This window comes from Pseudomonadota bacterium, assembly GCA_039818985.1.
Lineage (GTDB): Bacteria > Pseudomonadota > Alphaproteobacteria > Sphingomonadales > Sphingomonadaceae > Alterisphingorhabdus.
The window spans coordinates 178858-193611 of record JBCBSU010000001.1 but is presented as its reverse complement, the minus strand read 5'-3'; the positions used below and the strand labels follow the sequence as shown (position 1 = coordinate 193611).

Here is a 14754-nt window from a genome sequence, read left to right as displayed (position 1 = left end):
GCGCCTTGTCGGTAAGTGTTTATGGGCTGCGCCAGCTATGGCCTATTGCGCGAACAGCATCAACAGCACCAGGACACCCACCGCCATGGCCTGATATTTGACGCGGGCAAACATCATCTTGTTCTGCATCTGGTGGCTGCGGGTGATCCCGGGATTTTCCAGATCTTCCTTGGTCATCTGCAAGAAGGCGATCAGCCCGCGCACAAGCGCGAAGACGACCATGCCGGCAAGAGCGATAAAGGCGATGACGAGGATAATATTCATGCTCACCATTTAGGGTGTTTGCAGCGTAATGCCAGCAGGAAAACGCTTTTCCATGAGATCACGGCGCAATGCTATTGCCTCAACCCCCGATTGCCGCAGCGTCGTCAGCGCCATTGAGACACGCGATTTGGCAAGCTTGCGGCCATCGCTGTCGAGCAGCAGCTTATGGTGGTGATAGACTGGCGTGGCGAGGCCGAGCGCTGCCTGCAACAGCCGGTGGATATGGGTGGCCAGCAACAGGTCGGCACCGCGCACGACATGGCTGATCGCATCGGCAGCATCGTCGACGACGACAGCGAGATGATAGCTGGCGGGCCGGTCACGGCTGGCGAGCAGGACATCGCCGAGCAGGCCAGGCTCGGCTATATGCGCCACCCCGTCACTGTCCCGCCAGCTGAGCCGCCCATAGCGGTTCATCGCCGCGCGATGATCAAAGCGCCAGCCATATGGTTCGATCTCGGCGCGTGCTGCAGCGACATCCGGATCGAGACCACGGCAGGTGCCAGGGTATAGCGGCCCCTCAGGTCCGGTTTTAGTCGCCGCCGCGGCAACCTCCTTGCGCGAACAGAAACAGCGATAGGCCAGGCCGTCCGCCGCCAGCCGGGTGATCGCCGCATCATAATGCGCCAGCCGCTCCGACTGCACCACCAGCCGGTCCCAGCCAAAGCCCAGCCAGGTCAGGTCTTCGATAATCGCCTCGGTGAATGCGGGCCTGCAGCGGGTGGCATCGGTGTCCTCGATGCGCAAGGTCACAGCGGCACCGAGACGCCGTGCCTCAGCCTCGACCATCAGCGCGGCATAGCCATGGCCGATATGCAGATGGCCGGTCGGGCTGGGTGCAAAACGGGTGCGCAGGGTCATGAGAAAAGATTCAACCGGCGGTATGGTGTGACGATATTTCTCCCCATATTTTGTCGAGAAGCCTTAAATTTATACACAGGGCGGTTGTGGCGTCCAAATGGCGCAGAGATGTTGTGAAACCGTCCGCAGGGCGTGCCGGTGGCACGTCCAAGAGCGGTTTTGCAGCAGGTCAAAGCCATTTGGACGTCCTGAGCCAAAGGCTCAGGATATGGCCTATTTGGCTTCTCACTGCGTCGGAAAGCGTGGACAATGCACCACATCGCGCTGCGCTTCCCTCCTGTTGACCAGCCAAATAGTCTCATACCACAATCCGTTCTGTGTATAAATTTAAGGCTTTGGGGGGTTGACCTCACTGCGGCAACACGATTCATTGCTGTCAAGATTCGTCATAAGCATGTCATGATTTTGAGGTTAACACTGCGGGCATGAAGCACAGCCGGGCGCAATTTGGTATCAGACGGGCCGCCTACAGATCGGTCGATTACCGGCTTGCGCCCAGTAGCCCCGCATTGCCAAGGCCCGAGCACAGTATCGTGCCGGAGCCCCTGTTCAAGCGCATGTCCCTCAAGCCCATATCCCACACATATCAGCGCCATAATGTCCGCCTTGCGGGCATTTTTTTTGCCCTTTTTTACGCCCAGACCAATGACCAGCAGGGGATCCTGACACCATGTATCACAGCGACCTGATCGACCGTGCCATTGCCGAGAAGCACAGCGATGCGACGCGCCACCCGGACAGTTGCCCGGCGCTGGTGCTCAATGCCGATTACACGCCGCTCAGCTATTATCCGCTCAGCCTGTGGCCATGGCAGACCGCGATCAAGGCGGTGTTCCTCGACCGTGTGGACATCGTTTCCAGCTATGAGCGCGAGGTGCACAGCCCCAATCTCGACATGAAAATCCCATCGGTGATTGCGCTTAAGCAATATGTCAAACCGTCGGAATATCCCGCCTTCACCCGGTTCAACCTGTTCCTGCGCGACAAGTTCACCTGCCAATATTGCGGTTCGACCGAGAACCTGACTTTTGATCATGTCGTGCCGCGCCGCCTTGGCGGCAAGACCACCTGGCAGAATGTCGCCACCGCCTGCTCGCCCTGCAATATGAAAAAGGGCGGTCGCACCCCGGAACAGGCGCATATGAAGCTGATGGTGCCGCCGATCCGTCCGACCAACTGGCAGCTGCAGGAACGTGGCCGCGCCTTCCCGCCCAACTATCTCCACGAAACCTGGCGCGACTGGCTCTACTGGGATGTCGAGCTGGAGGCGTAGCCGCTAAGGTCTACTCCGCTACGCCATTGGCAACATTATATTCGCGTGCCTCGGCAACGCTGAGGCAATAGCGGGTGGATTTGTCGTCCTCGGTCTTCACCGCTTTCTGGCGATACATCACCTCGGACAACAGCCGGCGCGACACACCCATGCGGATCAGGAAATCATTGTCCTCGGTCGCCAGCAGCGCACTCTCCTGTTCGATATCCCCGATCAGCTCGATGGTGGAATCGGTGCCCATGGCAACGCTGTAATCGATGGCATCGCGATCGCCGGTGCTGGTGAACATATGCACCATGAAATGTCCGCCTTCCTCGACAATGCGGATATCGCCGCCCATAAAGACGAAGTTGCAGGCGCTGAAGCAGGCCCAGCCGGAGGGGATGCGGGTAACGATGAAATTGCCGTCTTTCCTGAGGCCCAGCTGTTTGCGGATCATCAGGCCGGCGGCGTTGCCGGCACGGGCATCGCCACCGGGTGAGCGCACCCAGATCTCGTCAATATCGGGATGGGCCTTGATGACCTTTTCCAGCCGCTCGGGAACGCCGGCATCGACAATACCCTCGGCGAGCAAAATCTTGAATCCTTCCAGTCCGGTATCAGTCTGGCGGCCCGAAGCATCGGGAGCGAAGCGATAGACCGGCTTGTCCCCGGCGACAATCGCATCGCCCTTTACCGTGCCGACGGTCAGGGTCATATCCTTGTCGCCGGCCCAATTGGGTTCGCGCGGGCAGGTCGGGTTATCCGGATCCCTGGCACCATCCTGTGCGGGACCATTGGCGACCAGCAACGCCGCCGCACATAGCGTCAGGACGGTACGGCTTTGTATATGTTTCAGCATCATGCTCATAAGATTAAGGGTAAACCTGCGTGCCGCCAGTCACAAGGGCTATTGCGCGATGCTATATCATCACGGGGTGGTTTGCACATTACCGGCTTTGTGTCTAAGCCATTGCAGGAGAGGAAAAAATGCGTCCTTCACTGGTTCTTGCGCCTGCCCTTTTAGGAGCACTACTCGCTGCCGGATTGCCCGGTCCGGTAAGCGTAGCGGCACAGGAGCGCAATGCCGCAGGCGAGATCATGGTCATACCCGAATTGCCGACGGCACCCGCACTGTCTGCAGAGGGTTATCCCGATTGTCGCGAGGACTGGCAAAAGCTGGACCCGCCATGGGAACGCGCCGAAGCGGTCAACCAGTGCACCGCAACAATCGACGCCTATTATAACGATGTGTTGCTACCCTTTGCCGAAGCGATGATCGCGCACCAGACCGAAATCGCGCGCATCTATTCCACCCAGGTGCAAGGCAATGCAACACTCACCCCTGCGGTACAGCAGCGCTTTTACGCCGAGATGCGCGCCGAGCATGCCGCATCAGAGCCCGATGGAGCGAATATGGCCGATTATCGCATCGCGGTCGCGCACTATGAGGAGGATCGTGCCTATCTGCAGGACCGTTTCTGCTTCAACACCGGGTGCAATGGCTATCCGGTGCCCGAATATACCCTGCCAGAGGCGCAGATCGCCGAGGCCGACGGGAAGAAGAAAAAGACAAAATCGCAGGGTTGCGGCAAGGCGCGCAAGCGTGGCGGCCTGCTTGGCGGACTGGTTGGCGGCATTGCCGGACAGGCGGCGGGTCTGGACGGACTGGAGACGGTTCTGGTCGCTGGCGCCTCGGCGGTACTGGTCGGCGAAATCGCTTGCCAGTTGACCAGAGAGGAGCAGGAAGAGGCGGTCAAGGCGACGGAAAAGGTAACACAGGAAGAACGCGTCGGTGCCACTGCCAGCTGGCAGAGTCCGACGCGCCAGGGTGTATCCGGCTCATCCACCGTAACCGAATTGGTGGCGCGGCCCAATGGCGGGCGCTGCATGACCATCACCGATATCGCGATTATCGAGGGTGAGGAAACCCGGATCGAAAAGCGTATGTGCCGCAATCCCGGCGAAAGGGCCTATGTCCTGGCCTAGCCAGTGGCCTCAGCCGACAGCCCCAGCATTATCGCTGCCAATGTGCGGCATATCACCGCAAATTGCTTCCCCCGACGCCATGCTTGTGACATGATCAAGCTCTGTCAGGGAGGAACAGCATGGCCTTTTCGCATCGGATCGTTACCGCATTATCCGCTGCTGCGCTGATGATGCCGGCCCCGCATATGGCGGCATGGGCAGCCGAACCCGCCACCGGCTTCTCTTCGGCGACAAGCACGTTCCAGTTTCTCGGGCGCATCGGACGCGAAGCCAAAAGGGCACGCGAACGCGAGCGCCGGAAAAAAGAGGAAGAGCAGCGCAAGACCGACATGACTGCGGCTGAGAAATGCCGTGCCGCGCGGCGCGACAATAATGCCGCGCGGGGTCTGCTCGGCGATGTCAGCCGCGCCGCCGGCCTCAGCGAGCTTGATGATATCATCAACAATGATTTCTCCGATATATTGGCCGATGAAATTGCCTGTCAGCTCGATGCCGAGGAGCAGGCCGCCGCCGCCGAGGCCAGCCGCCAGGCCACCGAGAAGGAAGAGGTCGGCGCCAGCGCGTCATGGGAAAGTCCGACACGTCAGGGCGTGTCTGGGTCATCGACGGTGACGGCGGTCAATTCACGTCCCAGCGGCGGCAAATGCATGACGGTGACCGATATCGCGATCATCGAAGGCGAGGAAACCCGCGTCGAAAAACGCATGTGCCGCAATGAAGGCGAGAAGTCCTATGTGCTGGCGGCATGATTTCCGCTTGAACCAGCCCTTGGCACAAACCGCGAGACGCGCCATATTGGGTCGGTGAACGCGCAGCCAGAAACGCCGGTCATTCCCGACGGACCGATAATCGTCTTTGACGCCATGTGTGTCTTGTGCAGCGTCAACGCCCGGTTCGTGCTGAAATATGACAAGCGGCACCATTTCTATCTTGCCTCGATGCAGAACAGCGTTGGCGAAACGCTGTATCGCCGCAACGGCATTGATCCGGCCAATCCCGAAACGCTGATACTGGTCAATGGCGATACCGTGCTGCGCGATAGCGATGCGGTGCTTGCAATCTATACCGGCCTGGGCTGGCCCTGGAGAGCATTCGGCATTTTCAAACTGGTGCCGAAATTCCTGCGCGACCCGCTCTATCGCTTCATCGCGCGCAACCGTTACCGTATTTTCGGCCAGCGCGAGACCTGTTGGATGCCATCGCCCGAGCAGCGGGCGCGGGTGCTTTAGGGCATCATCCTGATTGCTCAATTGGCATAGCACGCGGTGCGAAACCTTTTCGGATTACTCGCGCGCTAGCCGGATCGCATCAGTCAAGGCTGTGCATCATCGCAAATCGTTTCAGCTTTTCAGCGCCGATTGCAACCGCCTCTTCCTCCTCTACGACAAAGCCCATGGCGGCAAAGGCCGGCTGCGCGGCAAGACTGGCATGGGTGTTGAGCCGTGTCAGCCCCGCATCGCGGGCATGCTTCTCGATCTCCGCATAGATCCGGCGAAACAAACCGCTGCCGCGCGCTTCGGCACGGATATAGGCAAAATCGACATAGCCATGACCCGGATCATCCCCGGGTTCGAGGCTCATAAAGCCCTGGGCAATGCCTGCACCATCTTCGGCGACGACCACATGCTGCCCGGCAAGGCGCGCATGCCAGTCAGCGCCATGGCGCGGCGCTGGCATCCAGGCGGCGCGCTGTGCGGCATTATAGGGGCTGGGTTCGGCGTGGACTGCATCATAGACCAGCTGGCCCAGCGCATCATAATCGTCCGGCTGCGCTACGCGAAGCCGCATCTCTTGCGGCTGTATGCCGCCAGCCCCGGCCATCAGCCAGATGCGGATGGCACTGGCCAGTCCCGGCGGTGTCTCTGCCTGCATCCGCTCGACATCGATACGACCGACCAGCGCCGCCACCGGAATGCCATGCGCCGCCGCCGCGGCTTTCAACCGGTCCCAGAATAGCGGCTCCAAGCTTATCGAGGTAGCATGACCGGAAAGCGTGATGCTGCGCTTGACCGGCGGGTGATAGGGGATTTCGGGCATATCGCTCTATACGCCTCTTACCTTGAGATTGCCCAAGAAAAAGAGCGGGGCTTCGACAAGCTCAGCCCGAACGAAGAATATACCAGGCGTCAATTTCGGGTTTGGGCTTCGGCGAAAAAGCAAGGCCGTGAGAACCGGAGCGCAGGCTATTCACAATAGCTGAGCACCGGAAGCACAACGGACTTGTTTTTGCAGCCCAGCACAAACCCGAAATTTAGTACATATGCTGGCCGCCATTGATCGAGAGGGTCGACCCGGTGACAAAATTGGCATCCTCGGAAGTCAGGAAAGTCACACCGCGGGCAATCTCCTCGGCTTGGCCCAGTCGTCCGACCGGGATTTGCGCGACGATCTTCTCCATCACCTTTTCCGGAATGCTGGAAAGCATCTCGGTGGCGATATAGCCAGGCGCAATAGCATTGGCGGTAACGCCATAGCGCGCGCCTTCCATCGCCAGCGATTTGGTGAAGCCGTGAATGCCCGATTTGGCGGCAGCATAGTTTACCTGGCCGATCTGACCTCCCTGGCCATTGACCGAACCGATATTGACGATGCGTCCCCAGCCCCGGGTGCGCATGCCGGGGAACACGCCCTTGGCCATGTTGAAGCAGCCGGTAAGGTCGACGCGGATCACCTCGTCCCACTGCTCCCAGCTCATCTTCATCATCGTCGCGTCGCGGGTGATGCCGGCATTGTTCACAAGAATGTCGATATCGCCATGATCGGCAGTGATTTTCTCCACCGCCTCCATGCAGGAAACGAAATCGCCGACATCCCATTTCTGCGTTGCGATGCCGGTGCGCTCGGAAAAGGCCTGTGCCGCTTCGTCATTGCCGCCATAGCTGGCGATTACCGTGCGCCCCTGATCCTTCAGCGCCAGACTGATCGCCTCGCCAATGCCGCGCGTACCGCCGGTAACCACTGCTACTCTGCCCATAGATACTCTCCTGCCTGGCGTGGCTGCATGCCCGCCTGATTTTGCAGCAGACTAGGAAGGGGGCGGGCGAGTCACAAGTTGACGCAAGCGGCAACTCCCCGCCGATTATCAGGGGACAAGCAAAAAGGCGGCACGGCCCGAAAGCCGAACCGCCTTCTGGATTATCGCATGGCCGCGCCCGGGGCTCAGTTGTCGCGGATACGCACCGGCACGAATTGCGGGCGGGCGCTGCGGCGCTGCACCCTGAGCAGCACGGCATCACGACCATCCGAACGGGCGGCATCGACTGCCCCGGACAGTGCATCGGGCGTGGTGGTTGCCTGGCCATTAGCGGAAAGGATTACATCCCCACGACGCAGCCGCTTGCGCGCAGCATCACTGTTCGGATCGACAGCGGCGATGACAACGCCCTTGGTTTCTGTCGGCACGCCGACCTGGCGTGCAATTGCCGGTGTCAGCTCGACCACCGCAATACCAAGCACCTCGCTTGCCGCGGCTTCATTCTGCTCCGGATCTTCTTCGCTAAAGTCCTGATCGGGAATACCGAAGGCCTCTGCCATCTGCTCCGGTGCCGGACGTTCGGCAACCGTGGCACGCACTGTCTGGCGGCGACCGTTGCGGATCAACTCGATCGGTACCGTCTGGCCGGGTGCGATATTGGCAACGATGAAGGACAGTGTCTGGTCCGGCGTGATCTCCTTATTGTCGACCGAGATAACAACATCACCGGCGCGGATACCGGCCTTGGCCGCCGGTCCGTCTTCCTGGACACTCTGGATGAACTCGCCGCGATTCTTCGGCAGGCCGAGCGAATCGGCCAGATCTTCGTTGAGCTGCGAAATCTGCACCCCGAGGAAACCACGCTCTACCGCTTCGCCGCGTTTCAGCGTCTCGACAATCGGTACCGCCACTTCCGACGGAATGGCAAAGCCGATACCGACGCTGCCGCCGGTGGGCGAGATGATCGCGTTGTTGATGCCGATGACATTGCCGTTGAGATCGAACATAGGGCCGCCCGAATTGCCGCGGTTGATCGAGGCATCGGTCTGCAGATAGCGGTCATAGGCGCCACCCTGCCCGGTGTTGCGATAGACGGCCGAAATAATGCCCGAGGTCACGGTACCGCCAAGACCAAAGGGGTTGCCGATGGCAATGACCCAGTCACCCACGCGGGTCTGTGTCGAATCCCCGAACTTCACAAAGGGGAAGGGATCGCTGCGCTCGATCTTCAGCACCGCAAGGTCGGATTCAGGGTCGCGCCCAACCAGCTCGGCCTCATATTCCTTGCCGTCGGGCATGGTAACAGTGATTGATTCGATCGTCGCATTGCGCTGATCGGTGGAAACCACATGGTTGTTGGTGACGACATAGCCATCAGCGGAGATGATGAAGCCCGAACCAAGCGATTGCGCCGGGCGGGTCCGCTCCTGATTGTTATTGCCGCCACGGCGATTGCCGAACAATTCGCCAAAGGGCGTGCCCGCAAAGGGATTGTTGCGCACCCGGATGCGCTGCTTGGTCGAGATATTGACCACCGCAGGCTGGAGCTGTTCGGTGAGATCGGCAAAGCTGAGCGGCGCGCCGGCGCGCGGCACCGCGGCGCGCATCGCCTGTTCGTCATTCTGCGCAACCTGCGCCCCCAGAGGCTGCCCGGTTGCCAGCGCCACAGCACTTCCCGCCAGCAGCAGGGCTGTCGTCACTCCATAAGCATAACGCACAATATTTTCCTCTCATTCTGGCGGCGCGGGCCGGTCACTGCCGATATGCCCACGCGGCGCTTTACAATATGCAAAGTTTCGAACCATCTCTGGCCAGATGCGGCTTAACCCGGATTGAATAAACAGTTGTCGACGCAATCCTGTCAGCCAAAACTTCTATGCGCCGGGTCAGCGCTGCCCGCGGAACTGCCGCAGATATTCGCTGTCGGGTGACAGTACCATGGACGCGTCGCCCTCACCGCGCACAAAAGTCTGGTCATAGCTTTGCATGGCCCGATAGAAATCATAGAAATCAGGGTCCTTGCCATAGCTTTCAGCATAGATACGCGCGGATTCGGCTTCAGCCTGGCCGCGGATCACCTGGGCATCCTTGCGGCCTTCGGCGCGGATGGCCGTCGCTTCCTGCTGCCGTTCGGAACGCATACGCGCAAAGGCCGAATCGAGCGGCGTGCCCTCGGGCAGATCGGCGCGCTTGATGCGCACGTCGATAATCTCGGCGCCATATTTGCGCGCCTGCACGTTGAGTGCAGTCTGGATATTCTCCATAACCTGGCCGCGCTCGGGGCTGAGCAATGTGGCGAAGGAGCGCTTGCCGAGCTCGTTACGCAGTGACGAACCGAGAATGGTACGCAGCTGGGTCTGCAGCGCATCTTCGGTGCGGATCGAGCGATACATTTGCAGCGGGTTGGTGATGCGGAACCGGGCAAAGGCATCGACCTGCAGCCGCAGCTTGTCGGTCGACAGCACTTCCTGCCGCTCCATCTGCACATTCAGCACCCGCTTGTCGATATACTGGATCTGTTCAACAAAAGGCACGCGGAAGGCAACACCCGCAGTGGTGCCGAAAGCCTCATTGGACTCATAGACATTCACCTTGCGCACCGGTTCACCGTAACGCAGGATCAGTGCCTGTTCGGTCTCCTGAACCACCGAAACCGACAGCGCCAGCAGCACCAGCAGGACAATGGCACCGGCACCGAGAAAGACGGGATTGGTAAAACGTCCGTTCACTGGCCGCCTCCTGTCACAACCTGGGTATTGCCGGAATCAGTTGGAGGTGATGGAGGATTCTGCGCCCGGCGACGCAACTCGGGAAGCGGCAGATAAGGAGTGACATTGCCGGTTTCGACGATCGTCTTGTCGACATTGCCAAGAACCCGTTCCAGTGTCTCGTAATAGAGCCGCTTGCGCGTCACTTCAGGGGCTAGGCGATATTCCTCATAGACCTGATCGAAACGCGAGGTCTGGCCTTCGGCTTCCTCGATAACCTGGCGCGCATAGGCACGGGCATTGTTCTTCGCGGTCTCGGCATCCTGTTGCGCCACATTGACTTCCTTGAACGCCTCATTGACTGCCTGGGGCGGATCGGACTGGCGAATGGCAATGCCCTGTATCGTCACCCCGGCGCCATAATCGTCAAGAATGGTCTGCATCCGGCTGCGCACCTGGGCCTCAATGTCCGAACGACCCGGGCCAATGGCATCATCGAGCGAAAAATTGGCAATCACCGCACGCATGGCGCTCTCGGCGGAATCGCGAATGGCATCCTGCGGGCTGTCGAGCTGGAACAGGAACTGCTCCGGATTACGCACCGACCAGCGCACTTCATAGGCCATGTCGATGATGTTCTGGTCGCTGGTCAGCACGAAATTCTCATCGCTCGCGCTCGGGCTGCCGATCGGCATTTCGCGGATCGCCTGCGTGTCGACCTTCTCCATCGTCTCGAACGGTGCAGGCAGTGTGAAATTGATACCCGGTTGGACAGTGCGTGAATAGCTGCCGAGCAGCTTCACCACACCCTGTTCACGCGCATCGACACGCCAGACACTGGTAAAGCCGATCCACAGCAGCACAGCCAGCACGATAATCCACGGCACATAGCTTTTGCCGTTGGGTCGCTTGGGAAGGCCGGAAAAGCCACCGCCCTTATTGCCGCCACCGCCGCGGCGGAACAGGTCTTCGATCGAACCGGACTTGCCGCCCGAACCGCTCGAACCGCCGCCCGAAGGCTGCCACGGATTGCTCGGTCCGCCGCCATTGGAACCGTTGCCCGAACCGCCTTTGGATGGACCGTCGCCCCAGGGATTGCCTGCCGCCATAAGAGAACCGATGCGAGAAAAAACATTCGAAAATTTCGTCATGTGATCTTTATAGGTATTGGTTTTTGAGAAAAATAGTGTCTTTGCCACCTTTCTCGCTGCTAAGATGCAAATCGCTATCAGTTTTCGATAAAAACCGCGTTCGGCAGTTGCGTGTTGCCGTTTGCGCATACGGTTCATAAGAAGCAGCGGACGAAGATACAGGAGCACAGGTCCGACATGGCCGATATGTCAGCCGACAGCAGCGAAAACGACCAGGTGGTACGCACTGCGGTCGAGACCATCGCCGGAGAGCGCGCCCGCAATATCCGTTTCAAACATGGTGTCGTGATGCTGGTGCTCGATGTCAGCGGCATGGAGCAATTGCAGCGCGACAAAATGGATATCGCGCTCAGGGACACGCTGCGCCAGATTGACGGTGTCAAAGATGTCCGCATCGCCATGACCAGCGAAAAGGTCACCCGCCGCATTATCGCCATTGGCAGCGGCAAGGGCGGCGTCGGCAAGTCCACCGTGTCAGCCAATATCGCCATTGCGATGCACCGGCTGGGTCGCAAGGTCGGCATGGTCGATGCCGATATCTATGGCCCGTCGCAGACGCGACTGCTCGATTGCGCCGATAGCAAGCCCGAAGTCTCCGACCAGAAGCTGGTGCCGATGATGACCGGCGCCGGTATCCCGCTGCTGTCCATGGGTCAGCTTGCCAAGCCAGGACAGGCCATTGCCTGGCGCGGCCCGATGGCGGGCAAGGCGCTGGCGCAGCTGATCGATGCGCATTGGGGGGAGACCAGCGATCTGGTGGTCGATCTGCCGCCGGGCACTGGCGATGTGCAAATGTCACTGATGCAGCAGTTCAAACCCGATGGCGCGATCATCGTGTCGACGCCGCAAGACCTTGCCCTGCTTGACGCCACCCGGGCGATCAACCTGTTCGATCAGGGCAATATTCCGGTTGTCGGGATGATCGAGAACATGGCCGGCTATCTGTGCCCGCATTGCGGCGAGATCAGCGATCCCTTCGGTTCCGGCGGAGCCGAGGCGGCAGCGAAAACCATGGAGCTGCCGTTTCTTGGCCGGGTGCCGCTCGACATGGTCATCCGCAAGACCAGCGATGCCGGTACACCGATTGCTGGTGGCGACAGCCCACAGGCCCAGTCCTTTATCGCCATCGCGCAAAAGCTGATCGACTGGCTGGAGGCGCAAAAGCCGGGGGCAGTGTCTGCAAAGCAACCCTCCGGCTCCCCTTTTGCCCAGCTGCGCGGCCAGGGCTGAGCCGCAAAGCTCATGGTCTCCATCACCCGCAGACAGATACTGATTGGCGGCGGGGTCGCGGCGGGGCTGCTTGTCGTCTGGACCGCCTTGCCCACCGAACTCGACAATCCAATGCAGGCCGATGGCGATGAGAGCCTGTTCAACCCCTATATCCGCATCGCGCCTTCCGGCGCAGTGATCATCGCCATTCCGCAACTCGAAATGGGCCATGGCGTTTCCAGCCTGCTGGCCCAGATCATAGCGCAGGAAATGGGGGCCGACTGGCGCGCAGTGGCGATTGAACCCGCCCGACCCGGCGCGATTTATGGCAATAGCACGCTGATCCGCCGCTGGGCCCCGATCATCGCCCCGGCAGACAGCGGTGAGACGCTGGCCGACAATGACTATCTGATCGCCCGCTATCGCGAAAATGTGCCGTTCATGATCTCCGCCGACAACAGTGCGCTGGCCGGCTATTACCGGCCCTGTCGCGAAGCCGGAGCCGCAGTCCGGGTAATGCTGGCGCGCGCCGCTGCCGCCCGCTGGGGCATCGACTGGGAACAATGCAGCGTCGACAATGGCTTTGTCCGCTATCAACCCGACGACGCGGCAGAGGGCAGCACGGAAAAAGCGCTGAGCTTCGCCGAGCTTGCCGCCGAGGCTGCAGAGCTGCCGCCGCCGGACATCATCGCATTGCGGCCCGAGCCACCGGGTGAGCGCGGTCTCGCGATCCCGGAAGGCAGCCGCACCGCCTTTCCCAGGCTCGACCTGCCGACAAAGGTCGACGGCTCGGTCAATTTCGCCGGCGATATACGCCTGCCCGACATGCTGTTTGCAGCAGTGCGACAGGGGCCGCCGGGCGACAGTCGGGTGGTCGGCATGGAGCGTGACCGCGCCAATGGCATTACCGGGCTGGTCGATGTAGTGCAGCATAAGCGCTGGGTCGCCACGCTGGCGAGCAACTGGTGGGCCGCCAATCAGGCGCTGACAGCAATCCGGCCGCGTTTTGTCACCTATGGTGGCCTGGCCGGCGACGAAAGAACGGATACAGCACTCGAGACGGCACTAAGGGAGCGAACCGGATATCGGCTGCATGGCCATGGTGATCTCGACACCGCATTTGATGGTCGCAAGCCCTATATCGCCGAATATCGTGCTGCGGCGATGCTGCCGGTGCCGGTGGAAACCATGGCGGCAACCGCGCGCTGGACCGAGAGCAGCGCCGATGGCAATAACCGGATCGAGATATGGTATGCCGCGCAGGCACCATATCAGCTGATCCAAGCAGTAGCCAAAGCACTGGCCATCGATAGCAGTCATGTCACGCTCTACACCCCTCCGGCTGGCGGTTCTTTCGGGGTGCGTTTCGACAGCCGCGCTGCGGTGCAGGCTGCAATATTGGCGCGTCACAGCCGCCGCCCGGTACAGGTGACATGGTCGCGCGGCGAGGATCAGGTGCAGCAATTGCCGCGCCCGGCGATGCTGGCACGGCTGCGCGCAGTAAGCGGCAGCGACGGTACAATATCGGGCTGGGAACACAAGATAGCCACCCCCGCCAGCGGGCGTGAGACAATGGACCGGCTGTTCAACGGCAAATCACCCGATCAGGCCCGACACGACAATGATAGGGCATATGATCGCTCGATGATCGGCGGTGCCATCCCGCCCTATCGTCTGCCGTCACTGGCGGTGGATCACCATCCGGCGGATATCGGCTATCCCAGCGGCATGGTGCGCGGCCATGCCGACACGCTCAACGCCTTTTGCCGCGAATGCTTTATCGATGAACTGGCGCACAGTGCCGAGCGCGAACCGCTCTCCTATCGCATGCAGATGCTGGGCGATGCGCCAAGGCTGGCGGCGTGCCTGACCATGGTCGCCAGCATGTCGGGCTGGGACGGTGGCAGCACCGGCAGCGGTCAGGGCCTGGCCTGCCATGCAATGGACGGAGCGATGATCGCCATGGTGGTGCGGGTGCGGCGTGGCGCTGAAGGCGTCAGGCTGCGCGAGATCAGCGCTGCGGTCGATATCGGTCAGCGGATTAACGAGGATATCGCCCGACAGCAGATCGAAAGCGGCATATTATTCGGTATGGCGCAGGCACTGGGAAGCAGCAGCGGTCATGCCGATGGTCTCGCTGTGGCGCGGCGTCTTGGCGATCTTTCTCTACCCCTCCTTGCCGATACGCCCGAGATCACCATATCCTTCATCGATAATGACCAGATGGCAATTGATGCGGACGCGATCGCCGTGCCTGTTGTCGCTCCTGCGATTGCCAATGCGCTGTTTTCCGCTACTAACGTGCGCTTCCGGCAACTGCCGCTGATCTAGGCGGCATCGGGGCGA

Annotated in this window: 14 protein-coding genes and 1 pseudogene; 6 read left to right on the top strand and 9 right to left on the bottom strand. The window is 60.5% G+C overall.

Going from position 1 to position 14754, the window contains the following annotated elements:
• Window positions 1–42 precede the first annotated feature (42 nt).
• Both AAFX04_00740 and gluQRS read right to left on the bottom strand, forming a co-directional pair.
• The gene (locus AAFX04_00740; GenBank protein ID MEO1043946.1) at window positions 43–264 is read right to left on the bottom strand and encodes a hypothetical protein; all 222 of its coding nucleotides are present in this window, start codon (window positions 262–264) and stop codon (window positions 43–45) included.
• A gap of 9 nt (window positions 265–273) precedes the next feature.
• The gene (gene gluQRS, locus AAFX04_00735) at window positions 274–1125 is read right to left on the bottom strand and encodes a tRNA glutamyl-Q(34) synthetase GluQRS (GenBank protein ID MEO1043945.1); all 852 of its coding nucleotides are present in this window, start codon (window positions 1123–1125) and stop codon (window positions 274–276) included.
• Between the two features lie 670 nt (window positions 1126–1795).
• Here gluQRS and AAFX04_00730 point away from each other — a divergent pair.
• A complete protein-coding gene (locus AAFX04_00730) occupies window positions 1796–2398 on the top strand; it encodes an HNH endonuclease (GenBank protein MEO1043944.1) in 603 nt (200 codons plus the stop codon).
• A 10-nt stretch (window positions 2399–2408) separates the two neighbouring features.
• On the opposite strand, the gene AAFX04_00725 is transcribed toward AAFX04_00730, so the two are convergent.
• Window positions 2409–3242, bottom strand: coding sequence for a hypothetical protein (locus tag AAFX04_00725; protein ID MEO1043943.1), 834 nt, complete (start codon window positions 3240–3242; stop codon window positions 2409–2411).
• Between the two features lie 125 nt (window positions 3243–3367).
• Here AAFX04_00725 and AAFX04_00720 point away from each other — a divergent pair, with 125 nt between their 5' ends.
• From AAFX04_00720 to AAFX04_00710, 3 genes are all read left to right on the top strand, one after another.
• Entirely contained in the window at window positions 3368–4366 is a 999-nt protein-coding gene (locus AAFX04_00720) for a hypothetical protein (protein MEO1043942.1), read from the top strand.
• Window positions 4367–4485: 119 nt separating this feature from the next.
• The gene (locus AAFX04_00715) at window positions 4486–5115 is read left to right on the top strand and encodes a hypothetical protein (protein MEO1043941.1); all 630 of its coding nucleotides are present in this window, start codon (window positions 4486–4488) and stop codon (window positions 5113–5115) included.
• A gap of 54 nt (window positions 5116–5169) precedes the next feature.
• Complete coding sequence (locus tag AAFX04_00710; GenBank protein MEO1043940.1) at window positions 5170–5595, top strand: DCC1-like thiol-disulfide oxidoreductase family protein; 426 nt, start codon at window positions 5170–5172, stop codon at window positions 5593–5595.
• A gap of 79 nt (window positions 5596–5674) precedes the next feature.
• Here the strand turns inward: AAFX04_00710 and AAFX04_00705 are convergent, their stop codons facing one another.
• The 6 genes and pseudogenes from AAFX04_00705 to AAFX04_00680 all read right to left on the bottom strand — a co-directional run bounded on the left by AAFX04_00705 (window position 5675) and on the right by AAFX04_00680 (window position 11157).
• Window positions 5675–6187, bottom strand: coding sequence for a GNAT family N-acetyltransferase (locus AAFX04_00705; GenBank protein MEO1043939.1), 513 nt, complete (start codon window positions 6185–6187; stop codon window positions 5675–5677).
• Window positions 6185–6403: pseudogene (locus tag AAFX04_00700) on the bottom strand (ribbon-helix-helix domain-containing protein). Before AAFX04_00700 ends, AAFX04_00705 begins: the two are co-directional and overlap by 3 nt.
• A gap of 214 nt (window positions 6404–6617) precedes the next feature.
• Window positions 6618–7340: an acetoacetyl-CoA reductase gene (gene phbB, locus AAFX04_00695; protein MEO1043938.1), complete on the bottom strand. Its 723-nt coding sequence runs from the start codon at window positions 7338–7340 to the stop codon at window positions 6618–6620.
• 185 nt (window positions 7341–7525) lie between these two features.
• A complete protein-coding gene (locus AAFX04_00690; GenBank protein MEO1043937.1) occupies window positions 7526–9058 on the bottom strand; it encodes a Do family serine endopeptidase in 1533 nt (510 codons plus the stop codon).
• 168 nt (window positions 9059–9226) lie between these two features.
• Complete coding sequence (locus AAFX04_00685; protein MEO1043936.1) at window positions 9227–10069, bottom strand: protease modulator HflC; 843 nt, start codon at window positions 10067–10069, stop codon at window positions 9227–9229.
• Window positions 10066–11157, bottom strand: coding sequence for a protease modulator HflK (locus tag AAFX04_00680; protein ID MEO1043935.1), 1092 nt, complete (start codon window positions 11155–11157; stop codon window positions 10066–10068). Before AAFX04_00680 ends, AAFX04_00685 begins: the two co-directional genes overlap by 4 nt.
• Before the next feature lie 219 nt (window positions 11158–11376).
• Here AAFX04_00680 and AAFX04_00675 point away from each other — a divergent pair, with 219 nt between their 5' ends.
• Window positions 11377–12429: an Mrp/NBP35 family ATP-binding protein gene (locus AAFX04_00675; protein ID MEO1043934.1), complete on the top strand. Its 1053-nt coding sequence runs from the start codon at window positions 11377–11379 to the stop codon at window positions 12427–12429.
• A 12-nt stretch (window positions 12430–12441) separates the two neighbouring features.
• Complete coding sequence (locus AAFX04_00670) at window positions 12442–14739, top strand: molybdopterin cofactor-binding domain-containing protein (GenBank protein MEO1043933.1); 2298 nt, start codon at window positions 12442–12444, stop codon at window positions 14737–14739.
• Window positions 14740–14754 lie beyond the last annotated feature (15 nt).

What these genes read in the sequence shown, in the direction of transcription:
- AAFX04_00740 (MEO1043946.1), bottom strand. Translation starts at nt 264, where the DNA reads ATGAATATTATCCTCGTCATCGCCTTTATCGCTCTTGCCGGCATGGTC.
- gluQRS (MEO1043945.1), bottom strand. Translation starts at nt 1,125, where the DNA reads ATGACCCTGCGCACCCGTTTTGCACCCAGCCCGACCGGCCATCTGCAT.
- AAFX04_00730 (MEO1043944.1), top strand. Translation starts at nt 1,796, where the DNA reads ATGTATCACAGCGACCTGATCGACCGTGCCATTGCCGAGAAGCACAGC.
- AAFX04_00725 (MEO1043943.1), bottom strand. Translation starts at nt 3,242, where the DNA reads ATGATGCTGAAACATATACAAAGCCGTACCGTCCTGACGCTATGTGCG.
- AAFX04_00720 (MEO1043942.1), top strand. Translation starts at nt 3,368, where the DNA reads ATGCGTCCTTCACTGGTTCTTGCGCCTGCCCTTTTAGGAGCACTACTC.
- AAFX04_00715 (MEO1043941.1), top strand. Translation starts at nt 4,486, where the DNA reads ATGGCCTTTTCGCATCGGATCGTTACCGCATTATCCGCTGCTGCGCTG.
- AAFX04_00705 (MEO1043939.1), bottom strand. Translation starts at nt 6,187, where the DNA reads ATGGCCGGGGCTGGCGGCATACAGCCGCAAGAGATGCGGCTTCGCGTA.
- phbB (MEO1043938.1), bottom strand. Translation starts at nt 7,340, where the DNA reads ATGGGCAGAGTAGCAGTGGTTACCGGCGGTACGCGCGGCATTGGCGAG.
- AAFX04_00680 (MEO1043935.1), bottom strand. Translation starts at nt 11,157, where the DNA reads ATGGCGGCAGGCAATCCCTGGGGCGACGGTCCATCCAAAGGCGGTTCG.
- AAFX04_00675 (MEO1043934.1), top strand. Translation starts at nt 11,377, where the DNA reads ATGGCCGATATGTCAGCCGACAGCAGCGAAAACGACCAGGTGGTACGC.
- AAFX04_00670 (MEO1043933.1), top strand. Translation starts at nt 12,442, where the DNA reads ATGGTCTCCATCACCCGCAGACAGATACTGATTGGCGGCGGGGTCGCG.